This is a genomic window from Bradyrhizobium cedriense, assembly GCF_054602315.1.
In genome coordinates this window covers 118,530-142,549 of sequence record NZ_JBTSWB010000008.1, presented here as the reverse complement: position 1 = coordinate 142,549, position 24,020 = coordinate 118,530, and the positions used below count along the sequence as shown (strand labels likewise).

At 64.4% G+C, this 24,020-nt stretch carries 23 protein-coding genes; 12 read left to right on the top strand and 11 right to left on the bottom strand.

Features of this window, described 5'->3' with window-relative positions:
- Nucleotides 1-85: 85 nt before the first annotated feature.
- Nucleotides 86-994, bottom strand: a complete 909-nt coding sequence (locus ACYCVF_RS28535; RefSeq protein ID WP_459595544.1) for a DUF2189 domain-containing protein — start codon at nucleotides 992-994, stop codon at nucleotides 86-88.
- Between the two features lie 332 nt (nucleotides 995-1,326).
- On the opposite strand from ACYCVF_RS28535, the gene ACYCVF_RS28530 reads away from it, so the two are divergent.
- On the top strand, nucleotides 1,327-1,725 hold the full coding sequence (locus tag ACYCVF_RS28530; protein WP_459595545.1) for a DUF3597 domain-containing protein: 399 nt from the start codon (nucleotides 1,327-1,329) through the stop codon (nucleotides 1,723-1,725).
- A gap of 46 nt (nucleotides 1,726-1,771) precedes the next feature.
- On the opposite strand, the gene ACYCVF_RS28525 is transcribed toward ACYCVF_RS28530, so the two are convergent.
- Nucleotides 1,772-2,047, bottom strand: coding sequence for a GNAT family N-acetyltransferase (locus tag ACYCVF_RS28525; protein WP_459595546.1), 276 nt, complete (start codon nucleotides 2,045-2,047; stop codon nucleotides 1,772-1,774).
- Between the two features lie 276 nt (nucleotides 2,048-2,323).
- Here ACYCVF_RS28525 and ACYCVF_RS28520 point away from each other — a divergent pair, with 276 nt between their 5' ends.
- Nucleotides 2,324-2,722 carry an SPW repeat domain-containing protein gene (locus ACYCVF_RS28520; RefSeq protein ID WP_459595547.1) on the top strand — a complete coding sequence of 133 codons (399 nt, stop codon included), beginning with the start codon at nucleotides 2,324-2,326 and terminating at the stop codon, nucleotides 2,720-2,722.
- Nucleotides 2,723-2,792: 70 nt separating this feature from the next.
- Here ACYCVF_RS28520 and ACYCVF_RS28515 read toward each other — a convergent pair whose 3' ends face one another.
- Nucleotides 2,793-3,152, bottom strand: a complete 360-nt coding sequence (locus ACYCVF_RS28515; protein ID WP_459595548.1) for a hypothetical protein — start codon at nucleotides 3,150-3,152, stop codon at nucleotides 2,793-2,795.
- Between the two features lie 93 nt (nucleotides 3,153-3,245).
- Between ACYCVF_RS28515 and ACYCVF_RS28510 the strand changes: the two genes are divergently transcribed.
- The 6 genes from ACYCVF_RS28510 (at nucleotide 3,246) to ACYCVF_RS28485 (ending at nucleotide 9,656) form a co-directional block, all read left to right on the top strand.
- Entirely contained in the window at nucleotides 3,246-3,743 is a 498-nt protein-coding gene (locus tag ACYCVF_RS28510) for a hypothetical protein (RefSeq protein ID WP_459595549.1), read from the top strand.
- Between the two features lie 104 nt (nucleotides 3,744-3,847).
- Nucleotides 3,848-5,455, top strand: coding sequence for an acyl-CoA synthetase (locus tag ACYCVF_RS28505; RefSeq protein ID WP_459595550.1), 1,608 nt, complete (start codon nucleotides 3,848-3,850; stop codon nucleotides 5,453-5,455).
- Between the two features lie 9 nt (nucleotides 5,456-5,464).
- Nucleotides 5,465-6,325, top strand: a complete 861-nt coding sequence (locus tag ACYCVF_RS28500; protein ID WP_459595551.1) for a PCC domain-containing protein — start codon at nucleotides 5,465-5,467, stop codon at nucleotides 6,323-6,325.
- Between the two features lie 90 nt (nucleotides 6,326-6,415).
- A complete protein-coding gene (locus ACYCVF_RS28495) occupies nucleotides 6,416-7,183 on the top strand; it encodes an AAA family ATPase (RefSeq protein WP_459595552.1) in 768 nt (255 codons plus the stop codon).
- Between the two features lie 950 nt (nucleotides 7,184-8,133).
- Nucleotides 8,134-8,700, top strand: coding sequence for an SRPBCC family protein (locus ACYCVF_RS28490; RefSeq protein WP_459595553.1), 567 nt, complete (start codon nucleotides 8,134-8,136; stop codon nucleotides 8,698-8,700).
- 2 nt (nucleotides 8,701-8,702) lie between these two features.
- On the top strand, nucleotides 8,703-9,656 hold the full coding sequence (locus ACYCVF_RS28485; protein WP_459595554.1) for a YVTN family beta-propeller repeat protein: 954 nt from the start codon (nucleotides 8,703-8,705) through the stop codon (nucleotides 9,654-9,656).
- A gap of 78 nt (nucleotides 9,657-9,734) precedes the next feature.
- Here ACYCVF_RS28485 and ACYCVF_RS28480 read toward each other — a convergent pair whose 3' ends face one another.
- Nucleotides 9,735-10,580: a DUF3313 domain-containing protein gene (locus tag ACYCVF_RS28480; protein WP_459606460.1), complete on the bottom strand. Its 846-nt coding sequence runs from the start codon at nucleotides 10,578-10,580 to the stop codon at nucleotides 9,735-9,737.
- 29 nt (nucleotides 10,581-10,609) lie between these two features.
- Nucleotides 10,610-11,641 (bottom strand): alpha/beta hydrolase family protein, encoded by a 1,032-nt coding sequence (locus ACYCVF_RS28475; protein WP_459595556.1) that lies wholly within the window; start codon nucleotides 11,639-11,641, stop codon nucleotides 10,610-10,612.
- Nucleotides 11,642-11,809: 168 nt separating this feature from the next.
- On the opposite strand from ACYCVF_RS28475, the gene ACYCVF_RS28470 reads away from it, so the two are divergent.
- Nucleotides 11,810-12,451 carry a TetR/AcrR family transcriptional regulator gene (locus ACYCVF_RS28470; protein ID WP_459595557.1) on the top strand — a complete coding sequence of 214 codons (642 nt, stop codon included), beginning with the start codon at nucleotides 11,810-11,812 and terminating at the stop codon, nucleotides 12,449-12,451.
- Between the two features lie 94 nt (nucleotides 12,452-12,545).
- Here the strand turns inward: ACYCVF_RS28470 and ACYCVF_RS28465 are convergent, their stop codons facing one another.
- From ACYCVF_RS28465 to ACYCVF_RS28445, 5 genes are all read right to left on the bottom strand, one after another.
- The gene (locus ACYCVF_RS28465; protein ID WP_459595558.1) at nucleotides 12,546-13,178 is read right to left on the bottom strand and encodes an HAD-IA family hydrolase; all 633 of its coding nucleotides are present in this window, start codon (nucleotides 13,176-13,178) and stop codon (nucleotides 12,546-12,548) included.
- A gap of 37 nt (nucleotides 13,179-13,215) precedes the next feature.
- Nucleotides 13,216-13,779: a DinB family protein gene (locus ACYCVF_RS28460; RefSeq protein ID WP_459595559.1), complete on the bottom strand. Its 564-nt coding sequence runs from the start codon at nucleotides 13,777-13,779 to the stop codon at nucleotides 13,216-13,218.
- A 49-nt stretch (nucleotides 13,780-13,828) separates the two neighbouring features.
- Nucleotides 13,829-16,813 carry an excinuclease ABC subunit UvrA gene (gene uvrA, locus ACYCVF_RS28455; RefSeq protein ID WP_459595560.1) on the bottom strand — a complete coding sequence of 995 codons (2,985 nt, stop codon included), beginning with the start codon at nucleotides 16,811-16,813 and terminating at the stop codon, nucleotides 13,829-13,831.
- Between the two features lie 273 nt (nucleotides 16,814-17,086).
- Nucleotides 17,087-17,761 carry an outer membrane protein gene (locus ACYCVF_RS28450; protein WP_459595561.1) on the bottom strand — a complete coding sequence of 225 codons (675 nt, stop codon included), beginning with the start codon at nucleotides 17,759-17,761 and terminating at the stop codon, nucleotides 17,087-17,089.
- 234 nt (nucleotides 17,762-17,995) lie between these two features.
- Nucleotides 17,996-18,775, bottom strand: coding sequence for an outer membrane protein (locus tag ACYCVF_RS28445; RefSeq protein ID WP_459595562.1), 780 nt, complete (start codon nucleotides 18,773-18,775; stop codon nucleotides 17,996-17,998).
- Between the two features lie 483 nt (nucleotides 18,776-19,258).
- Here ACYCVF_RS28445 and ACYCVF_RS28440 point away from each other — a divergent pair, with 483 nt between their 5' ends.
- Together ACYCVF_RS28440 and gyrA are read left to right on the top strand one after the other, a co-directional pair.
- Nucleotides 19,259-19,753 carry a single-stranded DNA-binding protein gene (locus tag ACYCVF_RS28440; RefSeq protein ID WP_018642151.1) on the top strand — a complete coding sequence of 165 codons (495 nt, stop codon included), beginning with the start codon at nucleotides 19,259-19,261 and terminating at the stop codon, nucleotides 19,751-19,753.
- A gap of 357 nt (nucleotides 19,754-20,110) precedes the next feature.
- On the top strand, nucleotides 20,111-22,840 hold the full coding sequence (gyrA, locus tag ACYCVF_RS28435; protein WP_459595563.1) for a DNA gyrase subunit A: 2,730 nt from the start codon (nucleotides 20,111-20,113) through the stop codon (nucleotides 22,838-22,840).
- Between the two features lie 120 nt (nucleotides 22,841-22,960).
- On the opposite strand, the gene ACYCVF_RS28430 is transcribed toward gyrA, so the two are convergent.
- Complete coding sequence (locus ACYCVF_RS28430; RefSeq protein WP_459595564.1) at nucleotides 22,961-23,218, bottom strand: hypothetical protein; 258 nt, start codon at nucleotides 23,216-23,218, stop codon at nucleotides 22,961-22,963.
- A 269-nt stretch (nucleotides 23,219-23,487) separates the two neighbouring features.
- Here ACYCVF_RS28430 and coaD point away from each other — a divergent pair, with 269 nt between their 5' ends.
- Nucleotides 23,488-23,985, top strand: a complete 498-nt coding sequence (gene coaD, locus ACYCVF_RS28425; RefSeq protein ID WP_459595565.1) for a pantetheine-phosphate adenylyltransferase — start codon at nucleotides 23,488-23,490, stop codon at nucleotides 23,983-23,985.
- Nucleotides 23,986-24,020 lie beyond the last annotated feature (35 nt).

Here is a 24,020-nt window from a genome sequence, read left to right as displayed (position 1 = left end):
TCTCGGTGATAACCGCGGCCAAAGCAAGGCGCGTGGCAGCGTGCGATCCTGCCCGAGCGGGGCAGGATCGCACGTCACGATATCGTCAGGCGCCCGTCCTGTTCCGCCAGGGGAAGAGGTTGGCGGGAAAGTCCGCGGCCGGTTTGCGCGGGCGATGCGGCGGAGGCGGCACGGGCCGTGCGCCTGGATCGGACGCGATCACCTTGCGATAGAGATGCCAGGTCGCGTGGCCGAGCACTGGGATCACCACGGCGAGGCCGAGGAAGGCCGGGATGGTACCGAGTGCCAGCAGCACCGCCACGATCAGGCCCCAGGCCGCCATCGGCACCGGGTTCTTCGCGACGACGCGCAGCGAGGTGACCATCGCCTCGAACGCACCGGCATGACGGTCGAGCATGAAGGGGAACGACACGGCGCTGATGCAGAGCGCGGCGAGAGCGAACAGGAAGCCCGTGCCGCAGCCGACCACGATCAGCCACCAGCCCTGCTGCGTCGTCAGCACGCGCGTCAGGAAGTCCGAGATGCCGGTCACGCCCTCATAGCCGAACGCCGCAATATAGATCGCCTGCGCGGTCGCGACCCAGGTCACGAACAGGGCGAGCAGCAGCGCGCCCAGTCCGAGCATCGCGCCGAAGGATGGCGAGCGCAGCACCTCCATGGCGCCCCAGGCGGTGGCCTCCTCATAGCGTTCGCGCCGGCTGGAAAGCTCGTAGAGACCGAGCGCCGCGAACGGCCCGATCAGCGCGAAGCCGGCGGCCAGCGGAAACAGCAGCGGCAGCACCGAATAGCCCATCACCACGCGGGCGAGCACGAGGCCGAGCACCGGATAGATCACGCAGAGGATGATGGCGTGGCTCGGAACGGCCTTGAAATCCTCCCATCCGCGCTTCAACGCGTCGTGCAGGTCGGACAGGTGGATGGTTCGGATCACCGGTCCGGCCGCGTCCGCGGTCCGGGCCATGGTGGGGACATTGCCCTGGTAGAATGTGGCCATGGTCGCTAGCTCCCTTGCCGCACGGCTGATCTTGCGCCGGCAACGGCGCAGCGGCCGCTTTCTTGAACTATCGCGGTCCCGACCAGACGCGAATGTCCGGATGGCATCGCGAGCTGAACCACAAGCGTACTCCCAATTCCGAGTCCTGTCCCTCACGCTTGGGTGAAATTCGATGCCGCAACGCAACTTCGACGGTGTCATTCGGTCGTCATTTTGCCGCAGATAAGCTGATGCTGCTTGCTGGTTCGCAGAACTTCGCGGGCGCAATGCAGGAACTTCGTCTATAAGTGCCACTCAAGGCCCTTCCAACGGATCCTTTTCGGGGAGCAGACATGAGCATTTTCGGGAAAATCATGAGCGCGATCTTCGGCAGCCAGCCGGCCTCTGCCGCGCCAGCCGGCAGCGCACCTTCGGGCAGCGCGCCCGCAGCGGCGCCAAGCGGTTCGGCGCCGGCCTCCGCGCCCATGGCCGCGGTCGACGTGGCGGCAATCGTCGACAAGGCGGTGGCGGCACATAAGGGCGAAAAGCTGGAATGGCGCACCTCGATCGTCGACCTCATGAAGGCGCTCGACATCGATTCCAGCCTCGCGGCGCGCAAGGATCTCGCCAAGGAGCTGGGCTACAGCGGCGACATGAACGACTCGGCGAGCATGAATGTCTGGCTGCACAAGCAGGTGATGTCCAAGCTCGCCGCCAACGGCGGCAAGCTGCCGCCGGAGATCAAGCACTGATCCGCCCTGCCGCAGGGGGCCCGCGATCTCGCGGGTCCTTTTGCATTCAGGCGACCAGATCCGCATCCTCCGGATGCCTGTCGAGATAGTCGACGACGAAGCCGCAGCCGGCGATCACCTTCTTGCCGTCGCGCCGTATCAATTCCAGCGCGCCCTTGACCAGCTCCGACCCAATGCCGCGGCCGCGCAGCGCGCGCGGCGTCTCGGTGTGGGTGATGACGACCGCGGACGGCGTCAGCCGGTAATTGGCGAAAGCGACGTCGCTGCCGACATCGAGCTCGAAGCGGCTTTTGTCCTTGTTGTCGCGTACCGATGCCGCCATGTCCGATCCTTCCGAAGCATTCATGGCCCTGATCTAGGAGTCCGGGCCCGCCTTTGGCAAGGCGCGACCAATGCACCCGCTGCACGGAGCCATCTGCAAATGTACCGGTCTGTGGCCGCAGCCTCAAAAATTCCGGACACTGCCCTTGCATGTTCCACGACGGCTCCCACGTCCAAAGGAGGACATACGCCCGAATGCGGCCGGCAGGGTCGCTAGACATTCGGAGTGTCATGAACGCCGAGCCGCAGACGTATGCCTCTATTGCAGGAGGGTACGATGTCGGACTTTGGCTTCTTGAAGACTCATCGAACATGGGAAGACTGGTGCGGAATGCTGGTGGGCGCGCTGATCGTCGCTTCGCCGTGGTTCCCCGTCCAGGATCAGTCCGGGATCGCCGGAAACCAAACGGCGGTCCTGAATACGGTCGCGATTGGTCTGGTCGTGTTTGGCATCAGCCAGCTCGAATATGTCGCCTTGCAGCGCTGGCAGGAGGTGGCGACGATCCTGGTTGGACTGTGGCTCATCGCCTCGCCCTACGTGATCGGCTATTCCAGCGACGGCTTCCTCCGCATTTATCATACGAGCCTCGGTGCGGTGGTGGTGCTGCTGGGCATACTCCTGCTGTGGCAGGACTGGGATCTGAACGACCAGGATTTGCTCAAGCACGGGCAATAGTCCCCTCGGCATCGGCGGGCCTGCCAGCCAGGCGGCGAGCCTGTGGTTGCCGACCTCGAGGCCGTTCGGTTCATTCGGCTGCTTTGGCGAGCCTCGAATCTTCGGCCTGAGGTTGCGGGCGGAGGCAGCCCTGGCAGATGACGAGGGAGCGGTTGACCCTGGCATCCTGCTCGGCCTCGATGCCGTCCTGCGCGTGCCACCATTCTTTCGAATAGGGCGCGAGCCCGGCTTGCGACCGGCCGTGCTCGGATGCCGCCGCAGCACGCGTCGCGCGCGAGGCAGAACGCGGCTGATTGGGATCCTCGCCGGCGCCGTCCCAGGCATAGCGTGCAGGCTTGAAGGCGGAAGTTGAGGCCAGGTGCGCTTGCGGAGACACGACACATCCGGCGAGCGCCAGCGCGAGCAGGAGGATGGCGGGCGCTTTGATCATGACATGCACTCTGTACGCGGAGACGGATGAAGGGTGCGCTGATCATGTTTAAAATTCCCTGAACGATTGCAATCGTGGCTGCGACCAACGCCAATGCGATATCTGATCCTCCTGCTCACCTTGCTCGTGACCAGCGCGCGCGCCGACGACGCGAAGCCGTTCAATCCGTCCGACTATCCACCGGGCGTGCAGACGGCGCTGCGGTACGCCAATGAGGAATGCGACAGCCAGCAGGGCGGCGAGGTGACCTTCGCGCCAGACACCGTGCGCAGGATCGATCTTACCGGCGATGGCCGCGAGGACTACATCGTCGATTTCCAGGACACCAAATGCGGCGATCGCGAGACGACCTATTGCGGAACCGGCGGCTGCATCATGAAGGTCCTGGTGACGTTGCCGGACGGCAGCGTGCGCGAGGTGTTTGGCGGCCATGTCCTCCGCTACAAGATCATGGCCCCGGCGGTGAAGCGCGGCGCCGCCCGCACCGTCCGCTTCGATCTGCATGGCAGTTTTTGTGGCGGCTTTGGTCCGCAGACGTGCGTCAAGCAGAAGGTCATCACGGCGACGCCGTTTGCGTTCAAGCAGCCGTAGGGCAGCTCCGCGGCCGCTGGCCTTGCAGGGGCGCTGGCGATGGCGATAAATGGGCGCAATGAGCGGGCAGCTCGAGCGCTGTCCGTCGTCGAAGAGGAAGCCCGATGCAGCCCCTGCGCATGTCCCGCCGCGTCATGAATCTCGCTTATATGCTGACCCAGAATGCGCGGAGGCATGGATCTCGCCCCGGCTTCGTCTGGGGTGACAGGTCCTGGACCTGGCGCGAGATCGATGCGCAGGTCTCGGCGCTGGCGGCGGCGCTCGCCGCGCGCGGCATCGCCAAGGGCGACCGCATCCTGGTCCATTCCAAGAATGGCGACGAGATGTTCTTTTCGATGTTCGCCGCGTTCCGGCTCGGTGCGGTCTGGGTGCCGACCAATTTCCGCCTGATGCCGGACGAGGTCAGCTATCTCGCGCAGGCCTCCGGCGCGAAGGCGTTTCTGTGCCATGTTGATTTTCCCGAGCACGCGGCGGCGGTGAAGGGCGGCGCGCTGGAATTCATCTGGAGCATCGACGGCAAGGCGCCATTCGCGGATATGTCGGTTGTCGAGGCCATGGCCTCCCGGGCAGGAACGGCAGTCGAGAACGTCGCCGTCGAACACGACGATCCCTGCTGGTTCTTCTTCACCTCCGGCACCACCGGCCGATCCAAGGCGGCCGTGCTGACCCACGGCCAGATGGGCTTCGTGGTGACCAATCATCTCGCCGATCTGACGCCAGGCGTGACGGAGCAGGATGCCTCGCTGGTGGTGGCGCCGCTGTCGCACGGCGCCGGCGTGCACCAACTGATGCAGACCGCGCGCGGCGCGCGTACCGTGTTGCTGCCGACCGAGAAATTCGACATCACCGAAGCGTTCCGCCTGATCGAGACGCATCGCGTCAGCAATCTCTTCACGGTGCCGACGATCCTCAAGATGATGATCGAGCATCCCGCGGCCGACAAATACGATCATTCCTCGTTGCGTCAGGTGATCTATGCCGGGGCGCCGATGTATCGCGAGGACCAGAAGGCTGCGCTGAAGAAGCTCGGCAAGGTGATCGTGCAGTATTTCGGCCTTGGCGAGGTCACCGGCAACATCACCGTGCTGCCGGCCGCGCTGCACGATTCCGAGGACGGGCCGCACGCGAAGATCGGCACCTGCGGCTTCGAGCGCACCGGCATGCAGGTTTCGATCCAGGACGACGAGGGACGGGAGCTTGCCGCCAACCAGAGCGGCGAGATCTGCGTGATCGGACCTGCGGTGTTCGCCGGCTATTACGACAACCCCGAAGCCAATGCGAAGGCGTTTCGCAACGGCTGGTTCCGCACCGGCGATCTCGGCCACATGGACGAGGAGGGATTCGTCTACATCACGGGACGGGCCTCGGACATGTATATCTCCGGCGGATCCAACATCTATCCGCGCGAGATCGAGGAGAAGATCCTGACGCATCCTGCGATCGGCGAGGTGGCCGTGCTCGGCGTGCCCGATGCGACCTGGGGTGAGGTCGGAATAGCTGTCTGCGTTGCGCGCGAAGGCGCGAAGCCAGTGAGCGAAGCGGAGATGACGGCGTTCCTCTCGCCGAAAGTGCCGCGCTACAAGATGCCGAAGCGGTTTTTCTTCTGGGAGGCGCTGCCCAAGTCCGGCTACGGCAAGGTGCCGAAGCGTATGGTGCGAGACGAGCTCGAGGCGCGAGGGCTGCTCGATCTCGACAAGATCAAGGCCAGCTGAGCCGACGTCATGCGCAGCATCAAGCAGCCGGGCCCGCGCGTCGCCGAACGGATTCAACGGGTGGAGGCGAGGGGACGGGCCTTTTCCTTCGCGCTTCAGGCAGGTTTGCCGCTGCTGGAAGCTGCACGCCGCGGATTTGCGGCAGAGGGCTTCTCCGGCGGCGTGCTCAATTTCGGCCGGGGGGCGCTCGGGCCGTTCGCCTATGTCATGCCGGCGCTGTCGAAGACCGGCGAGAACGCGGCGTTCTACAGCGACACATATCGCCCCCAAGGCGTGACGCGTACGAAGCTTGGCAGCATGACGCTGGGCGTGCGGGACGGCGCGCCGTTCTTTCATTGCCATGGGCTGTGGACCGAGGCCGATGGCAAGGCAAGCGGTGGCCACATGCTGCCGGACGAGACCGTCGTGGCCGAGTCCTTCGAGGTTGAGGCGTTCGGCGTCGATGGCGCGATGTTTACCGCCGAACCCGATCCGGAGACCAATTTCAAGCTGTTCGGACCCGTCGCCTCCGCGAGCCGCGGCGCGCGCACGACGAGCCGCTGCTTCGCATTGCGACTGCGGCCCAATCAGGATTTTGCCGGCGGCCTCGAGGACTTCTGCCGTGCACATCGGATTGCGCGTGCGAAAATTCATGGCGGCGTCGGCTCGACCATCGGCGCGCGCTTCACCCACGGCGGCGTCACCGAGCCGTTTGCCACCGAGCTGGCAATCACCGCCGGTGCGGTCGCGCCCGGCGCTTCCGGTGAGTTGGAAGCCGTGCTCGATGTTGCCCTGGTCGATTACACCGGCGGCCTCGCCGAGGGCCGCCTGATCCGCGGCGACAATCCCGTGCTGATGACCATGGAGCTGGTGCTGGAGGCGCTGGAGTAGCTTGTCAGGCCCGGACGGCGGGTGCAGATACCGCTTTCGCAACTTTCATGTTCCTGTTATGTTCCAGGGCGGAGATTTCAGGGGCGGGCAATGGCACGACGCGGCAATCGGACGATCAACCTGCCTGCACCGTATCTGAAGCGAGTCTGGCTCGATCCTTCGCAAGTTCACGATCGTGAGGCCTATCCGTTTTGCCTGCCCATCTTCCCCGATGATTTCGAACTCAACTTCGATGCGCCCATCACCATCGTGGTTGGAGAGAACGGCACCGGGAAATCGACGATCCTCGAGGGTATCGCAGCGCTCGCCGGCTATGACGATGCCGGCGGCGGCAAGGGCTACATGCCGGTCGATCATTCCGAAGCGCGCGAGAAGATGGGCGGCCAACTCTCGAAGGCGCTGCGCGCAAGCTGGTTGCCGAAGATCACCAATGGCTGGTTCTTTCGTGCCGAGAGCTTTTTCTCGGTCGCGCGATATCTGGACAAGGCCGCACGGGATGCCGGCCAGGCTGGCCCCGATTTCCTCTCACACTCCCACGGTGAAGGCTTCCTGCGCTTCTTCGAAGAACGCTGCCAACGCCAGGGCATCTTCATCTTCGATGAGCCGGAATCGGCGCTGTCGCCGGCGCGTCAGCTCGAGTTCTTGAAGCTGCTGCGCCGCATGGAAGAGTCCCGTATCTGCCAGGTGATCATGGCGACGCATTCGCCGATGCTGATGGCCTATCCCAACGCGAGGCTGCTGCGGCTCGGGAAATACGGCCTGGAGCCGACGACAGTCGAGCAGACCGATCATTACCGGCTGATGCGGGAGTTTTGTGCCGATCCGCGCGGATTCGTGGAGGCAACGTTGGCGGAGTAGGCGAGGGTAATCCGCTGATACTCGCTCTTTCTTCGCAATGATAGAGTGCGGAGCTGCGGCATTCTCCGCTCTCGTGTCCCGGACGTGCTGCAGCGTGAAACGCTGCGGCGCAGAGCCGGGACCCAGGAAGCCGCGCAGCACGTTGATGCATAGGCCCCGGCTCTGCAGCGCATCACTTCTTGCTGCGCAGCGTCCGGGGCACGAGACGGTTGTTGGATGGTTGGCACGCCTTCTCCTCCTCGCGGCTTGATCCGCCCGAGCTTTGCGTCGTCATCGCCCTCAAAAGTGCCGAGGGCGCAGGGAAGGCCGGGTGCCGGCTGGCACCCGCGGTCCGCTGTGCGCGAATTGCGCTGGAAGTGATGCACAGCGGCATACAGGTGAAGCCAAACATCCGGCCTTCCCTGCGCAGTGGGTTTACGGCTTATGTCGTGCTCTCCTCGGGGAGCGATGCACTATTGCCCCCGTCGCCTTGCGGATGACCGACGGTACGAACCCGGTCGGGCCGCAACGTCACCGCAAGCCTTGGCGCACAGGCCCCGGGCGCCAGGACCACACGATTTTGCCGTACGCGGGCTGCGCCCGTCGTGCGCGCGCCTCGTCTGCTCACGGAGTGATCCGCCCTGCAAACCGCCTGCGCGCGACGCTGCCCGCGTCCACCACATTCCCATCCCGCGTTCGTGACGATCGCGATCCGCCCCTCGGCCCGGGCTGGGGTGGCAAAAACATGCGATAATTCCGAATTCTAGTAAAGCGAATTATTTCCGCCGCGGGAGTTGACCGTGGTCTGGCGTGTTTTGCCCGTCGGCAACGCAAGGAATGGTGTGTATTGCGGCTGCGGCCCTCGCCACAGCTGTGCCACGAACAGGTCTCCCCATGGTCCAAAAATGCGCTACGATGATCCCAGCGCGCAGCAAGTCGCGCAGGATCAACGAGATGGATGAGGAAACGAGATGAGGGTGACGATTGGACGGCGCACGGCCGTGGCCGCGGTGCTGGCTGTTGCGGGCGCGGCAACTTTGGCGGCGGCTTTCACGCCAGTCTGGGCCCATGGACCGACGCGGCAAAAGGTGCGGGAATCCATCGAGATCAACGCTTCCCCGGCCAAGGTCTGGGCGGTGATCGGTAATTTCCAGGACATGAGCTGGCTCCAGCCCGTCACCAAGACCGAGGGCGAGAAGGGCAACGAGATCGGTGCGACGCGCAAGCTGACGCTGACGGGCGGGGCGACGGTCGAGGAGGAGCTCTACAAATACGAGCCCGATATGCAGAGCTATTCGTACCGGATCACCAAGGTCGACGTGAAGGTGCTGCCGGTGACCAACTATTCCTCGACACTGACGGTATCTCCGGCGCCGGACGGCAAGGCGAAGCTGGAATGGGCTGGTGCGTTTTATCGCGGCTATCCCAACAACGACCCGCCGCCGGAGCTGAGCGACGAAGCCGCGGTGAAGGCGGTGAGCGGGCTGTACAAGGCCGGGCTCGAGGCGCTGAAGAAGAAGATCGAGAGCGGCAGCTGATCGTGCGGGCGCTGATCCTGGCGGCGCTCGCCGCCAGCCTTTGCCTCGCCGGTCCCGGCGGCGCGTCCGCCGAGGAGGCGTTCGTCACCAACCAACTCAGCGAAGACCTGATGGTCGTGGACCTCGCGACGTCTCGCAGCGTTGCGACCATTCCGATCGGCGGCAAGCCGGCCGGTGTTGCCGTCAGCGCCGACGGGCGTTTTGCCTATGTGACGAGCCCGGAGGCCAAGGCGGTCACGGTGGTCGACGCGGCCGCGCGGCAAGTCGCGGGGCGGATCGAGGTCGGCGGCGGGCCGCTCGGCATTACCGTCGCGCCCGATGGCCGCACCGTCTATGTCGCCGACTGGTATGCCGCCGCGGTGCGGGTGATCGATACGGCTTCGCGCAGCGTCACGGCCAGCATCGCGGTCGGCGCCTCGCCATCGGGCCTCGCCGTGACGCCGGATGGGAGGCTGTTGCTCTCGGCGGATCGCGACGATGACAGCGTCTCTGTGGTCGACACCGCGACGCGCCAGCGCGAGGCGATCGTCAAAGTCGGCACGCGTCCGTTCGGCATCACCATCGACGCGGAGGGAAGACGCGCCTACACAGCCAATGTCGGTTCCAACGATGTCTCCGTGATCGACATCGCCGCCAGCCGCGAGATCGGTCGCGTGCCGGTCGGGATGCGGCCCTATGCGGTGGCGCTGACGCTGGGCCGCGGCTTCGTCACCGACCAGTATGGCGGCACCGTCAGCGTGTTCGACCTCGCGAGCTTGAAGCCGTTCAAGCGCATCACTGTCGGAGACTATCCCGAAGGCATTGCAGCAACCGCCGACGGCAAGCGCATCATCGTCGCCTGCTGGGAGAGCAACTCGCTCAGCATCATCGATGCAGCCGAGTTGAAGGTGATCGGCGAGGTCAAGACCGGCGACGGTCCGCGCGCGTTCGGGGCGTTTTTGCGGAAGACGGAGTAGTTCGTCAAAACCCGCGGCAGCTTTCCAAATGCCGACGCGGCATGAAGCTGCTGCCGATCGCTCATTCAGGAACGCCCGTCAGCGCTGATCGATTTGCGAGGGGCCGGCCTGGTCGGTAGCCGCCGCTTCCGAGACTGCGTTGGCCGGCGCACCCTTGTCGGTCCAATCCGGCGGCAGCCCAATCCTCTCTCCGGCCAATCCAATCAGTCCCGGCGCTCGCCCGAACGTTTCACAGATCGCCTCCTTGGGCGCGCCACCGAGGGAGGCCTGCAGTCTGCCGATGGATGGAGGCGCCGAGACCTTCCCGAACGGACTCTCGGCGGTAACAAGCATTTTCCCGAAATCGTCTCCGAAAGCGCCGGCGAGATCATAGGCATCCCCGTCGCTCGATGCGCGCGGCGCGCTGGTGAAGGAATTCGCTCCGCGCGCCCAGATCATGGCAGCTTTCTGGTTGCCGCTGCGATCACGGGCCTCGGCCTCTACGGACAGGCTCCCAAGTCCGATCGGAAGCCGCGGTACAGGGATGGGTACACCGGGAGCAACGATGGACGGTACAACGCTCGCGACTTTGGACACACCGGCTGCCGTCGCATCGGTCGGCGCAATGTGAGTGATGACCGCCCGAACATTCAAGTCCGCGGCTTCCGTCGGCGCCACGATCCGGAAGCGTTCGCTCAGCGCAAGACACATCGCTCTGTTCATTGCATTCTTGATCAGGCTGCGCTGCCGCTCGGAGAACGGCTGGCTGGCGGCGGTGACCGCGAACGCAGTTGGCTCGATACGCGCAGTCTTCGCAGCGAGAATATCAGCCTTGTCGATCCGAACCTGCGACTTGGTCAGAACACCGTCGGACGGCATCAGATTGTCGTAAGAGGCCAGGGACCCTGACCGCTCCAGCGGTGCGGTCGCGCAACCGGCAGCCATCAAGCTCAAGGTCGCAACGACAGACCATCTCATGGCGAGGGAGCAAGATCGATCGCTGCCCTCTGGGCCAAACGCCGGGAACGCGCGATCGGAACGACAGGCGGCGCGGCGCCGGGCGCCGACGCCAGGAGTGGCTGCCAGGTCGCATTCCAACGCGCCAGCGTCGTCTCGTTGCCGTCGAAGGCCAGGTCGAGGAAAGCCAGAGTGAGTTCTGCCGTCGCAGTCTTCACTTTCGGATTGAGGGCCGGGCCACCCGTGAACGAGCGATCGGTAAAGATGCTGTGCGAGCCGCCCTCGAACACGGCAAGCAGCTTGCGCGGTGTCGCGATGGCGTTGAAGACAGCCAAGCGATCGGCAGCGGGCGAGTGGTATCCGGGGATTTCGATGACGTCGTTTGTCGCGGTCACGTGCAGGTTCGGAACGGCGATCTTGCCCAGGACCGAGGCAAGATCGGACTCGCCGTAGAACGGCGGCGCAGAGATGACGATCGCCGCCGAAAAGCGCGGGTCGCGGGCCTCGACCCACCGTCCTTCACGCATCACGCGGGCGCCAACCGCAAGCAGGGCCGTGTTCGCGCCATATGAATGTCCGGCCGCTACGATACGCCGGCGGTCGATCTGGGCGCCGTAGGAGTTCGACAGCACGAGGTTCAGAGCGAAATGCAGATCCCTGGCTCGCTCCAGCGCCTCGCTCTCGTGAGCCGCTCGCTGCAAACGGTCCACGACGGTGAGAGGATTGCCTCGCCAGAGCGACGAGTCGCTGCCCGCATGCTGAACATGCAAACTCGCAATGCCACGGGCCGCCCAATATCGCCCCAGATAGCTGTACCCCCGGCGGGAGCCGCCCAGGCCGTGGGAGAACACGATGAGCGGTACGCGGAATTCTGGCGTGACATTCGTCGGCCAGTGCAGGCGAGCGGGAACGGCCCGCGAACGCGCGGGATCGACCCAGTCGAAGTCGATGAAGGCGGGCGGGGCGGACTGCGCTTGCGCTGGAGCTGCCGTCACGGCGGCTGTGACTGCGACGGCGAGCAGCATGGCACCGAGGCGCCGTCGCGTCATGTTGCCCGGCGCGATTGCGTCATCCCCGCCACGTTCGTGCGCGGATGAAACATGCCACGAGGAAGTATCGTCGCCCACCCTGTTCACCATGAACACACCTTGAACACAATTCGCACTGGGTGTAATTTTGTATTGCACTTAGTGCAATTTTGCAAGCGGATTCATTTCGTGCCAGAACAGGCCATGAAAATCTCGTCTCGAAAGGAGGAAGGCCTGCGCGAACGGAAGCGGCGCGAAACGCTGCACCGCATTACCGAGCAAGGCCTGAAACTGTTCCTGACCCACGGCTACGAGGCGACGACGCTCGACGCGATCGCGGAGGCAGCCGGGATCTCGCGGCGGACGTTCTTCTATTATTTCAGGTCCAAGGAAGAGATCTTGCTGGCGTGGCAGGACGGCGGTTTCAGCGAGACCCTGCGAGCCGCCGTGCTGGAGCAGTCCACCAAACAGTCACCTCTCACTGCCGTGAAGAACGCCTTGTTGGAGCTGACGGCCCGCTTTCCGGCCGATTACAAGCAAACCAAGGCGATCGAGCGCCTGATGTGCGCGAACGAGTCGCTCCGCATACGACAGCAGGCGAAATATGTAGAGAAAGAACAAGCGGTGTTCGACGCGCTCTGCCAGATGTGGCCGCAGCCCAAGCGGCAACCTGCGCTCCGCACAGTCGCCATGATGTCGGTCGGCGTGTTACGTCTTGCGATCGATAACTGGAATCGCGACCAGGGGAAGCGACCGCTCGCCGTTTACCTGAGAGAGGCTTTTGCATGCCTGGACCAGGAAATTGGAAGGGGCGTCCTCACGCAAGATTGACTGGCGCAAGACTGGCGGCCGATCCTGCGAAGTGCGCATGAGCGAAGCGACATGCGGGAGCGGCTGAAGATCCGGATCGCCGTGCGCATCCGGGCTACCGCGCCGGGCACAACGCCCGCGGGATCTCGTCCAATTGCTCGAACGTGTGGTCTGGCGCATGCGCCCGCAGCGCCGCGGGCGCTGCATAGCCCCAGCATACTGCGCCGCAGGCAATGCCGACGGCTCGCGCCGCCTCGATGTCGCGAACCTCGTCGCCGATCGCAATCACACACTCAGGGCTTACGCCCGCCCGCCGGATGACGCGGCGGAATTTCGCGGGCTTGCCGAATATCGACGCAGAGCAGTCGAAATGCGCGAATAGCGCGGCGGCTTCGCCGAGCTTCTCGCGCGCATTGGCTTCACTGTCGGATGTCACAAGCGCGAGCTGCACGCCGTTTTCAGTCAGCGTCCGCAGCATCGTCTCGACGCCCGCAAACAGCGAAATCTCCGCCGTCGCCTCCGCCTTCAGCCGCCGCGCATGCCGCGCGATCGCCGGCAGCTTCCACAGAGGCACCTCGAGCCGGGCGAGGATCTCGCGGCTCGACGCATGCCGCAGCTCCTCGATGTCCTCATCCTTCACGCGGCGGAAATTAAAGCGATCGGCGACGTCGTTGATGGTGCGGAGGAACCACGGAAAGCTGTCGGCCAGGGTGCCGTCGAGGTCGAATATGGCGAGAGAGTAGGTCACGTGAAGGGGATATCAGTTCGTTCATCCAATTGTTGAACTAGAATCTCCACACAGTATCTTCGGTCCAACCCAGTTCGGCGAATTCGCTGGCGCGGAGCGATGCTTCTCCCTCTGCAAAGAACTCGTCAAGCTGAGGCGGTGCGACACTCGTTTCCGACAGCATGGCATGTGCCTGTCCGCGATGATGAATCTGATGCTGGAAGAGATGCATGAGCAGCCGGTCGCGGCGTTCGGTCTGCACGGCCCTGTCGCGGTTGATCCTCACAACGGTGTTGAGAATCTCGGGTGTCAATGCATTGCAGACAGCAATCAAGCGCTCGTCGACCGCGGCTTGCGCGGGCTTGAGCGCGTCGAGGGAAGGGTAGGGCACCTCATTCTTCCAGGCGGCCGGGCCCAGCCATCCGCCCTCCAGCGCATCAACATAGAAGAGGTCAATGACATGGATGTGGTTTAGCGTGCGCTGCAGACTTGGAAAGAACCCGGTCCGCTCGGTTTCGAAATCAATCTGGGGCAGAGCAGCGCAAGCCGTGAGCAGCCGATGGTTTGCCCAGGCATTATTGTAGGCGAACGCGCGAAAGGTTTGCACAAGTCCGGCAGGCAAAGCTCATTCTCCGTCAGACATGTGCGTCGGCACATTCCGGGCGCGGAACCTACTCCGCCGCCTCGCTCGCCGCGCGCCGCCGCTTCGGCTTCCGCGCCTTCTCCAGCACCGGAGCCAGGAACTTCCCCGTATAGCTCCTTGGCGCCTTCGCGATGTCCTCGGGCGGGCCCCAGGCGACGATCTCGCCGCCGCCGTCGCCGCCTTCGGGGCCGAGGTCGATGACCCAGTCGGCGGTCTTGATGACTTCGAGATTGTGCTCGATGACGACGACCGTGTTGCCCTGCGCGACCAGCTCGTGGAGCACTTCCAGCAGCTTCTTGACGTCGTGGAAGTGCAGGCCCGTGGTGGGCTCGTCCAGGATGTAGAGCGTGCGGCCGGTGGCGCGCTTGGACAGCTCCTTTGCGAGCTTGACGCGCTGGGCTTCGCCGCCCGACAGCGTCGTCGCCTGCTGGCCGACATGGATGTAGTCGAGGCCGACGCGATGCAGGGTCTGAAACGTCTCGCGCACGCGCGGCACCGCCTTGAAGAATTCGGCGGCTTCCTCGACGGTCATGTCGAGCACGTCGGCGATGCTCTTGCCCTTGAACAGGACTTCGAGCGTCTCGCGGTTGTAGCGCTTGCCCTTGCAGACGTCGCAGGTGACGTAGACGTCGGGCAGGAAGTGCATCTCGATCTTGATGACGCCGTCGCCCTGGCACGCCTCGCAGCGGCCGCCCTTCACGTTGAAGGAGAAGCGGCCCGGCTCGTAGCCGCGCGCCTTGGACTCGGGCAGGCCCGCAAACCATTCGCGGATCGGCGTGAAGGCGCCGGTATAGGTGGCGGGGTTGGAGCGCGGGGTGCGGCCGATCGGCGACTGGTCGATGTCGATGATCTTGTCGATATGCTCCAGGCCCTCGATGCGGTCGTGGGGCGCGGCGCCTTCGCTGGCGTTGTTGAGCTTGCGGGCGATGGCGCGATAGAGCGTGTCGATCAGCAGCGTCGACTTGCCGCCGCCGGAGACGCCGGTGACGCAGGTGAACAGGCCGAGCGGAATTTCAGCGGTGACGTTCTTGAGGTTATTGCCGCGCGCGTTCACCACCTTGATGGTGCGGCGATGGTTCGGCGGACGCCGCTCCGGCACCTCGACCTCGAGCTCGCCGGTGAGGTATTTGCCGGTGAGCGATTTCGGGTTGCGCATGATCTCGGCGGGCGCGCCTTCGGCGACGATGTTGCCGCCATGCATGCCAGCGCCGGGGCCGATGTCGAGAACGTAGTCGGCGAGGAGGATGGCGTCCTCGTCATGCTCGACCACGATCACGGTGTTGCCGAGGTCGCGCAGCCGCTTCAGCGTGTCGAGCAGGCGGGCGTTGTCGCGCTGATGCAGGCCGATCGAGGGCTCGTCCAGCACGTAGAGCACGCCCGTCAGGCCCGAGCCGATCTGCGAGGCCAGGCGAATGCGCTGGCTCTCGCCGCCGGACAGCGTGCCTGAGGAGCGGGACAGCGTGAGATAGTTGAGGCCGACGTCGAGCAGGAAGGTCAGGCGTTCGCGAATCTCTTTCAGGATGCGGCCGGCGATCTCGTTCTGCTGCTTGTTCAGCGCATCAGGCACTCCTTCGAACCACTCGCCGGCCTTCTTGACCGACAGCTCCGAGATCTCGCCGATATGCTTGCCGCCGACCTTGACGCAGAGCGCCTCGGGCTTGAGGCGAAAGCCCTTGCAGCCCTCGCAGGGCACGTCGTGGAAATATTTCGAAAGCTCCTCGCGCGCCCACTCGCTCTCGGTCTCGCGGTAGCGGCGGTTGATGTTGGTGATGACGCCTTCGAACGGCTTCTTGGTGTCGTAGGAGCGCACCCCGTCCTCGTAGGAGAACTTGATCTCGTCCTCGCCGGAGCCATAGAGGATCGCGTTTTGCGTCTTCTTCGGCAGATCCTTCCACTTGGTGTCGAGCGTGAACTTGTAGTGCTTGCCGAGCGCGGTCAGCGTCTGCACGTAATAGGGCGACGACGATTTGGCCCAGGGCGCGATCGCGCCCTTGCGCAGCGTCAGGTCCTTCTCGGGGATGACGAGGTCCTCGTCGACATGCTGCTCGACGCCGAGGCCGCCGCAGGCCGGGCAGGCGCCATAGGGGTTGTTGAACGAGAACAGGCGCGGCTCGATCTCCGGGATCGTGAAGCCCGAGACCGGACAGGCGAACTTTTCCGAGAATAGGATGCGTTCGGGGCCGCTCTTGTCGTGGATCTTCGCAGTCTTCTTTTTCTCTTTCTCTTCCGCAGGTGCGGCGGCCGGCGCATCGGCGAACTCGACCACGGCGAGTCCCTCGGCCAGTTTCAGCGCGGTCTCGAAACTTTCGGCGAGGCGCTGGCCGATGTCGGCGCGCACGACGATGCGATCGACCACGACGTCGATGTCGTGCGGGAATTTCTTGTCGAGTGTCGGCGCCTCCGCGAGCTCATGGAAGGTGCCGTCGATCTTGACGCGCTGGAAGCCCTTCTTGAGCCATTCGGCGAGTTCCTTGCGGTACTCGCCCTTGCGGCCGCGCACGACCGGCGCGAGCAGATAGAGGCGGGTGCCCTCAGGCAGCGCCAGCACGCGGTCGACCATCTGCGAAACGGTCTGGCTTTCGATCGGCAGGCCCGTGGCCGGCGAATAGGGCACGCCGACACGCGCCCAGAGCAGGCGCATATAGTCGTAGATCTCAGTGACGGTGCCGACGGTCGAGCGCGGGTTCTTCGAGGTCGTCTTCTGCTCGATCGAGATCGCCGGCGACAGGCCATCGATCTGGTCCACGTCGGGCTTCTGCATCATCTCCAGGAACTGGCGGGCATAGGCCGATAGCGATTCGACGTAGCGGCGCTGGCCCTCGGCGTAGATGGTGTCGAAGGCGAGCGAGGATTTGCCGGAGCCGGAGAGGCCGGTGAACACCACCAGCTTGTCGCGGGGAATCTCGACGTCGATGTTCTTGAGGTTGTGCTCGCGTGCGCCGCGGATCGTGATTGCGCGCAGGCTGGAGCCCGCGTTTAGGTGTTGGCGCTTGGCCTTGATCACTTCGTCCATCCCGCTGGTCCCTTGGGAATCCATGAGCGCGCGACCGCGCCAATGCAAAAAGGCGCGCTTCGCCCCGAACCGGGATCGGCGCCGATGGGTATGTCAGCGAACGTAGGAAGAACGGGAGCGGATTTCCAGTGGCACTTGCGAATCGTCAACCGATTGTTGGCGCGCTGGCGGCACCTGGCAGCAGCAACTGCCACGGAACTACGGAACGTCCCCTGAAAAACAAAAAGGCCGGCGCGAGGCCGGCCTTTCGTGACGATACGACGTCAGCAGCAATCAGTACTTCGCGACGACCGGGCCGCCGAAGTGATAGTTCACGCCGACCTGCACGGTGTGGAGGTTGAGCGTGCCGGTGTTCACCGGAGCGCCGAGGCCCGAGAAGTAGGTCTCGCCGCCGAGGCTGCGATAGAGGTATTCGCCCTTGACCGACCACTGCGGAGCGAAGAAAGCCTCGACACCCGCGCCGACGGTCCAGCCCGAATGCCACTTGCTCTCGGAGACCGTTGCGCCGAGCGCGGTGACGGCGACCTTGTTGTCGATCCAGGCGTAGCCGCCGGTGCCGTAGAACAGAACCTGATTGACGGCCCAGCCGATGCGGCCGCGGACGGTGCCGAGCGCTTCGGTCTTGGACGACACGGTGACGCCGAGAGCGGTCGCCGAGGCGCTGACGTCAGCCCACGCACCATCAGCCTCGATGCCGAACACGACGTTGCCGGCCTGCCAGTTGTAGCCGGCCGTGCCGCCGACGAAGCCACCCTGCATCTTCGGGTCACCCGAAGAGGCTTCCCAGGCGCCGCCGCCGACGATACCGAGATAGAACCCGGTCCAGTTGTAGATGGCAGCGGCCGGAGCAACCGGCGCCTTGGTGTAGGGGCGCGCTGCGAGGTCAGCGGCCGAAGCCGGAGCAGCGAGAGCGAACAAACAGGCCGAAGCCAGCAAAACCTTTTTCATCTTCAACTTACCCAGTCCCAGTTTCTGTTGTTGCCTTCCGTGACGAAAGGAAGCGGACTCAACGGCCCAACTGACACGCTGTCTACACCACCAAAGCTGCAAGTTGTGTCACCGAAAAGCCACAACGGTGGCAAAAGGTGATGGTTACTGACTCATTGCCCCCCACAATCTCCGCCAGACAGGAAAGGCCGGCGCGAGGCCGGCCCTTGATCTCCGAACGATATCAGCGCGGTATCAGTACCTCGCGATGAGCGGGCCGCCCCAGCGATAGTTCACCCGGATGAGGCCGATATCGACGTCCTGACTGATGCGCTCGGAGCGTGTAACAACCCCGAGCGGGGCAATGCCGAAATTGCCGGATCCGGTGAAGTTGATCGTCCGATTGCCGAGGAAGATGTGATTGTATTCGAAGCCGACTGACCAGTTCGGCGCGAATCCGAACTCGACGCCGGCGCCTACGGTGGCGCCCCAACGGGCTTCGTTGGCCCGGTCGAATTCGAGACCGGTGCCGAGATCGTGGCTCCGGTAGCGATCCCCGACGACAGCGCCGCCGCCCTTCACGTAGAGCAGGACGTTATTCCAGGCGTAGCCGACCTGGCCCGTGAGCAGTCCGAAAGCGTTGATGTTCGAGCTCTGTCGCAGCCCCGTGCCGAAGAGCGCCGTGCTGATGTTGTCGCCGGAGAAGTCGGCCCAGTTGCCCTGGCCTTCGAGGCCGAACACCCAATTGGTCGACTGCCAGCGATAGCCCACCTGGCCGCCGACCGTGCCGCCGGTCGCATTGTGGCAGCCTTCACCCACCAGAACCCCGGACACCGGCGTCACGAAGTCCCAGCACTTGTGGCTCGTGCCGCCGCCGCCGTTGATACCGATGTAGAAGCCGCTCCAGTCGTAGATGGCGGCCACCATCGGAGCGGGAGCCTTGGTGTAGGGACGCGCAGCGAGATCCGCTGCGCTTGCAGGGGCCGAGAGGCCCAACGCCATTGCACTGATTGCGCCAAACAGAATCTTATTCATTGCAGTCTCCCCAGTTTCGTCCGCTTCTCGTCCCCGAAGCGGCTGATCAGGCGCGACGCCCATATGAACCAATTCCATGGTAACTTTAGCCCCAGGAATGGGCTGAATCCGTCTCCGAAATGCCACACTCGCGAAACGATTGAACGGCTGCAACTTGCTGAAGGTGAAGCAGTTTTCGCCGTTCAGGGGAACCCGGGAAAGTTCCGTCGACGGTTGCCGTTCACCGATGAGGCTCTATCTCCAATTCAAATCAGGCCACTGCAAACTTAGGCCACTAGCGTCGGAGACAGGCCAGCGCCCGCCGCTGATGAGGAACAAATCTGGAACAAAGTCGCGCCCGGTGCTATATATGGGGATAACCTGGGCGGTGGCGGGCTGATCGGTGCCCGCAAGCGTATAGGGTCGCCTCAACAGGGCGCAGAGGGACGCGGGCAGCGGCACTCGCCCTCTTGAAATCAGTGGCATTCGGAGCGGAGAGCGGCGATGGCGGGAAGCGTCAACAAGGTCATTCTGGTTGGAAATCTCGGCAAGGATCCTGAAATCCGCCGCACCCAGGACGGGCGGCCGATCGCGAATTTGAGCATCGCCACCTCGGAGACCTGGCGCGACAAGAACAGCGGCGAGCGCAAGGAGAAGACCGAGTGGCATCGCGTCGTGATCTTCAATGAAGGGCTCTGCAAGGTCGCCGAACAGTACCTGAAGAAGGGTGCCAAGGTTTACATCGAGGGCGCGCTGCAGACCCGCAAATGGACCGACCAGAGCGGCGTCGAGAAGTACTCTACCGAAGTCGTGCTCCAGGGCTTCAACTCGACGCTGACGATGCTCGACGGCCGCGGCGGCGGCGGAGGAGGCGGCAGCTTCGGCGACGAGCCGGGCGGCGATTTCGGCTCCTCCGGTCCCGTCAGCAGCGCGCCGCGCCGTCCCGTTGCCGCCGGCGGCGGCCGCAACAGCGACATGGACGACGATATCCCGTTCTGAGAACGCGGACCGCGGCCCGGGGCTTATTGCCCAATCGGGCTGCACCTGGCGTGCCGTGTCAGCAATTCTGTTAATCGGTGGGGCGGGCTCGGGTTGTTCCGGCCCGCTTCATGTTTGAGGTGAGCCAGGTTGCGCCGTAGCAAGACAGGCTGACGGGGGCCGCTCGCGGGCCGGTTTCCGAGCCTTGCGAGGCCGTTTTGGCAAGCCGGTTCCGGCCCTCTCGGAAGCAATGCTTGCAACGACCTAAGTTATTGGAAGAATAGGCAGAAAAATCGCTTGCCCTGATCTGCGCGAGGGTGGTTATGAGGACCCCGATGCGCTATATGATTCCCAGATAAAACCTCACCGGATTTCCCCTTGGCTGACGACGACAAGCCCGGCGACCAGCCGGCGCAACCCTCGGACATTCGCCCCGTCTCCATCTTCGAGGAGATGAAGAAGTCCTATCTCGACTACGCCATGAGCGTGATCGTGGCGCGGGCGCTGCCTGATGCCCGCGACGGTCTGAAGCCGGTGCACCGCCGCATCCTGTTCTCGATGAACGAGCAGGGGCACACACCCGACAAGAAGTACGTCAAGTCCGCCCGCGTGGTCGGCGACGTCATCGGTAAGTATCACCCGCACGGCGACCAGTCGATCTACGACGCCATGGTCCGCATGGCGCAGGACTTCTCGATGCGCGTGCCGCTGATCGACGGCCAGGGCAATTTCGGTTCGGTCGACGGCGATCCCCCGGCCGCATATCGTTACACCGAAGCGCGCCTGACGAAGGCGGCGCTGGCTCTGCTGGCCGACATCGACAAGGACACCGTCGACTTTCAGCCGAACTACGACAACAACGAGACCGAGCCATCGGTCTTGCCGGCCAAGTTCCCGAACCTTCTCGTCAACGGCGCGGGCGGCATCGCGGTCGGCATGGCGACCAACATCCCGCCGCACAATCTCGGCGAGGTCATCGACGCCTGCGTCGCTCTGATCGACAACCCCGCGCTCACCATCGACGAACTCATCAACATCGTGCCGGGACCGGATTTCCCGACCGGCGGCGTCATTCTCGGGCGCGCGGGCATCCGCGCCGCCTATCATCTCGGCCGCGGCTCGATCGTCATGCGCGGCAAGGTCGCGATCGAGACCATCCGCAAGGAGCGCGAGGCGATCATCATCACCGAGATTCCCTACCAGGTGAACAAGGCGACGATGGTCGAGCGCATCGCCGAACTGGTGAAGGAAAAGAAGATCGAGGGCATCGGCGACCTGCGCGATGAATCCGACCGCGACGGCTACCGCGTCGTCATCGAATTGAAGCGGGACGCTGTGCCGGACGTGGTGCTGAACCAGCTGTACCGGTTCACGCCGCTGCAGACGAGCTTCGGCGTCAACATGGTGGCGCTCGACAGCGGTCGTCCGCGGATCATGCATCTGAAGGACCTGCTGGCGATCTTCGTCGACTTCCGTGAGCGGGTCGTCACGCGGCGCACCAAGTACCTGCTCGCCAAGGCGCGCGATCGGGCGCATATCCTCGTCGGTCTCGCGATCGCTGTCGCCAATATCGACGAGATGATCCGCGTCATCCGGAGCTCGCCCGACCCGACCACCGCCCGCGACACCCTGATGTCGCGCGACTGGCCGGCCCGGGACGTCGAGGACATGCTGACGCTGATCGACGACCCACGTCACCGCATCAGTGCGGATGGCACGATCCGGCTGTCGATGGAACAGGCGAGGGCCATTCTCGATCTGCGCCTTCAGCGCCTCACCGCACTCGGCCGTGACGAAATCCGCGACGAGCTCGACAAGCTCGCCGGCGAGATCGCCGATTATCTCGACATCCTGCGCTCGCGCGAGCGCGTGCTGGGCATCATCAAGACCGAGCTCGCCGAAGTGAAGGCCGAGTTCGCCACGCCGCGCCGCACCGTGATCATGGAGCAGGAGGGCGAGGTCGAGGATGAGGACCTGATCCAGCGCGAGGACATGGTCGTCACCGTCTCCCACGCCGGCTACGTCAAGCGCGTGCCGCTGTCGGCCTACCGCGCCCAGCGCCGTGGCGGCAAGGGCCGTTCCGGCATGCAGACCCGCGACGAGGATTTCGTCAGCCGGCTGTTCGTCGCCTCCACGCATACGCCGGTGCTGTTCTTCTCCTCGCGCGGCCAGGTCTACAAGGAAAAGGTCTGGCGGCTGCCGATGGCCGCGCCGAATGCGCGCGGCAAGGCGATGATCAACATCCTGCCGCTGGAGCAGGGCGAGCGCATCACCACCATCATGCCGCTCCCGGAGGACGAATCCACCTGGGGCAACCTCGACGTCATGTTCGCGACCACTGGCGGCAACGTCCGGCGCAACAAGCTGTCCGACTTCGTCGACGTCCGCCGCTCCGGCATCATCGCGATGAAGCTCGACGACAACGAGGCGATCGTCGACGTGCAGATCTGCACCGAGCGCGACGACGTGCTGCTGACGGCTGCCGGCGGCCAGTGCATCCGCTTCCCCGTCACCGACGTGCGCGTGTTCACCGGGCGCACCTCGATGGGCGTGCGCGGCATCGCGCTCGGCGAGGGCGACAAGGTGATTTCGCTGGCGATCCTTCGCCATGTCGAGAGCACCTCGGACGAGCGCTCGGCCTATTTAAAGATGCGCCGCGCGGTCGCCGGCGAAGCTGTGGCTGAAGATGCTGCCGTGGATGCCGAGACCGAGGAGACGTCCGGCAGCTTCCAGCTCGCGCAGGAGCGCTATGTCGAGATGTCGGCGCAGGAGCAGGTCGTGCTGACGGTCTCCGTCAACGGCTATGGCAAGCGGACCTCGTCCTACGAGTACCGCACTACGGGCCGCGGCGGCAAAGGCATCGTCGCCATGAGCGTCAACAACCGCAACGGCAACCTCGTCGCCTCCTTCCCGGTGGAAGACGCCGATCAGATCATGCTGGTCACCGACAAGGGCCAGCTGATCCGCTGCCCGGTCGAAGGTATCCGAATCGCCGGCCGCTCGACCCAGGGTGTGATCGTGTTCGACACCGCCGAGGACGAGCATGTGGTCTCGGTCGAGCACATCACGGAAGAGGCGGAGAACGGCAATGGGTCAAATGGGGAGTGATGGGTAGTCCCGGAAAGCGTATTCCGGGTCACTGAATGCCTAGCGATATTCCAGGATAATTCCCTAGCACCCTTCGGGCCCAGGAATTCGGACCTGCCTGATGCGCCATCGTCGCGCCGACTATGGGGTCCGGTCGGCGGTGACGAGGCGAGCCTCGCGGACATTGGCCTTGGTGCCGGCGCGGCGCAGGCAGGAGGACTCGAAGTTCGGCCAGGCCTGCTGCGAGCAGTCCTTTCCGATGCTGCGAATATCGAGCCGGTCGCTCTTGGCGAGCGGCTGCGGCACGCTGGCTTCGACGGTGGGGGCAAAGCCGGGCAGGAGGGTGAGGGCCGCGGCAACACACGCAGAAAGTGCGATCGCTGAAAGGGTCTTGATCATTGACGGTCCCCTGTGATGCGGCCGCTCACGCCCGGTGTGCGGCCCGTCATTCGTTGACTGGATTAGTAACCATGGCCCGTTTCCGGACGTCTTCGCCGACGCGGGAAATGGTTTCGTTCTCATTCCGTTTTGTTTCATGGCTGCCCGAGGACGAAACAGAACGGGCCCCGCCGACACGTCCGGCGAGACATTTCCGGGGCACGCGCCAGGAAACGGGCAAGGAACCTGCCCGGCTTGCCGGGCCGGGCCGGGCGCGGTAGGACGGGGCCATGTCGCGCATCGCCTTCTACCCGGGTTCCTTCGACCCCATCACCAATGGCCATCTGGACGTGGTCCGGCACAGCGTCTCGCTGTGCGACAGGCTCATCGTCGCGATCGGGGTGCACCCCGGCAAGAAACCGCTGTTCTCGACAGAGGAGCGGCTGAAGATGCTGCACGACGTCTGCGGGCCGGTGGCAGCCCAGGCCGGCTGCGTTCTCGAGGCAGTGACCTTCGACGATCTGTCGGTCACCTCGGCGCGCAAGCACGGCGCGACGATCATGATCCGGGGTCTGCGCGACGGCACGGACCTCGATTACGAGATGCAGCTCGCCGGCATGAACGAGGCCATGGCGCCCGAGGTGCATACGGTCTTCCTGCCGGCCTCTCCCATGGTCCGCCCGATCACCGCCACTTTGGTGCGCCAGATCGCCGGCATGGGCGGGGATGTCTCGGCCTTCGTCCCGCCGCAGGTCGCGGTACAGCTCAAGGCAAAATTCGCCGGATAACGGCCCGCTTCCTTTCTCGTTCTGACCGGAGTTGT

Excerpts from the sequence above, each read along its gene's own strand:
- ACYCVF_RS28535 (WP_459595544.1), bottom strand. The coding sequence starts at position 994 with ATGGCCACATTCTACCAGGGCAATGTCCCCACCATGGCCCGGACCGCG.
- ACYCVF_RS28530 (WP_459595545.1), top strand. The coding sequence starts at position 1,327 with ATGAGCATTTTCGGGAAAATCATGAGCGCGATCTTCGGCAGCCAGCCG.
- ACYCVF_RS28525 (WP_459595546.1), bottom strand. The coding sequence starts at position 2,047 with ATGGCGGCATCGGTACGCGACAACAAGGACAAAAGCCGCTTCGAGCTC.
- ACYCVF_RS28520 (WP_459595547.1), top strand. The coding sequence starts at position 2,324 with ATGTCGGACTTTGGCTTCTTGAAGACTCATCGAACATGGGAAGACTGG.
- ACYCVF_RS28515 (WP_459595548.1), bottom strand. The coding sequence starts at position 3,152 with ATGATCAAAGCGCCCGCCATCCTCCTGCTCGCGCTGGCGCTCGCCGGA.
- ACYCVF_RS28510 (WP_459595549.1), top strand. The coding sequence starts at position 3,246 with ATGCGATATCTGATCCTCCTGCTCACCTTGCTCGTGACCAGCGCGCGC.
- ACYCVF_RS28505 (WP_459595550.1), top strand. The coding sequence starts at position 3,848 with ATGCAGCCCCTGCGCATGTCCCGCCGCGTCATGAATCTCGCTTATATG.
- ACYCVF_RS28500 (WP_459595551.1), top strand. The coding sequence starts at position 5,465 with ATGCGCAGCATCAAGCAGCCGGGCCCGCGCGTCGCCGAACGGATTCAA.
- ACYCVF_RS28495 (WP_459595552.1), top strand. The coding sequence starts at position 6,416 with ATGGCACGACGCGGCAATCGGACGATCAACCTGCCTGCACCGTATCTG.
- ACYCVF_RS28490 (WP_459595553.1), top strand. The coding sequence starts at position 8,134 with ATGAGGGTGACGATTGGACGGCGCACGGCCGTGGCCGCGGTGCTGGCT.
- ACYCVF_RS28480 (WP_459606460.1), bottom strand. The coding sequence starts at position 10,580 with ATGGCTGCCGGTTGCGCGACCGCACCGCTGGAGCGGTCAGGGTCCCTG.
- ACYCVF_RS28475 (WP_459595556.1), bottom strand. The coding sequence starts at position 11,641 with ATGACGCGACGGCGCCTCGGTGCCATGCTGCTCGCCGTCGCAGTCACA.
- uvrA (WP_459595560.1), bottom strand. The coding sequence starts at position 16,813 with ATGGACGAAGTGATCAAGGCCAAGCGCCAACACCTAAACGCGGGCTCC.
- ACYCVF_RS28450 (WP_459595561.1), bottom strand. The coding sequence starts at position 17,761 with ATGAAAAAGGTTTTGCTGGCTTCGGCCTGTTTGTTCGCTCTCGCTGCT.
- ACYCVF_RS28445 (WP_459595562.1), bottom strand. The coding sequence starts at position 18,775 with ATGAATAAGATTCTGTTTGGCGCAATCAGTGCAATGGCGTTGGGCCTC.
- ACYCVF_RS28440 (WP_018642151.1), top strand. The coding sequence starts at position 19,259 with ATGGCGGGAAGCGTCAACAAGGTCATTCTGGTTGGAAATCTCGGCAAG.
- ACYCVF_RS28430 (WP_459595564.1), bottom strand. The coding sequence starts at position 23,218 with ATGATCAAGACCCTTTCAGCGATCGCACTTTCTGCGTGTGTTGCCGCG.
- coaD (WP_459595565.1), top strand. The coding sequence starts at position 23,488 with ATGTCGCGCATCGCCTTCTACCCGGGTTCCTTCGACCCCATCACCAAT.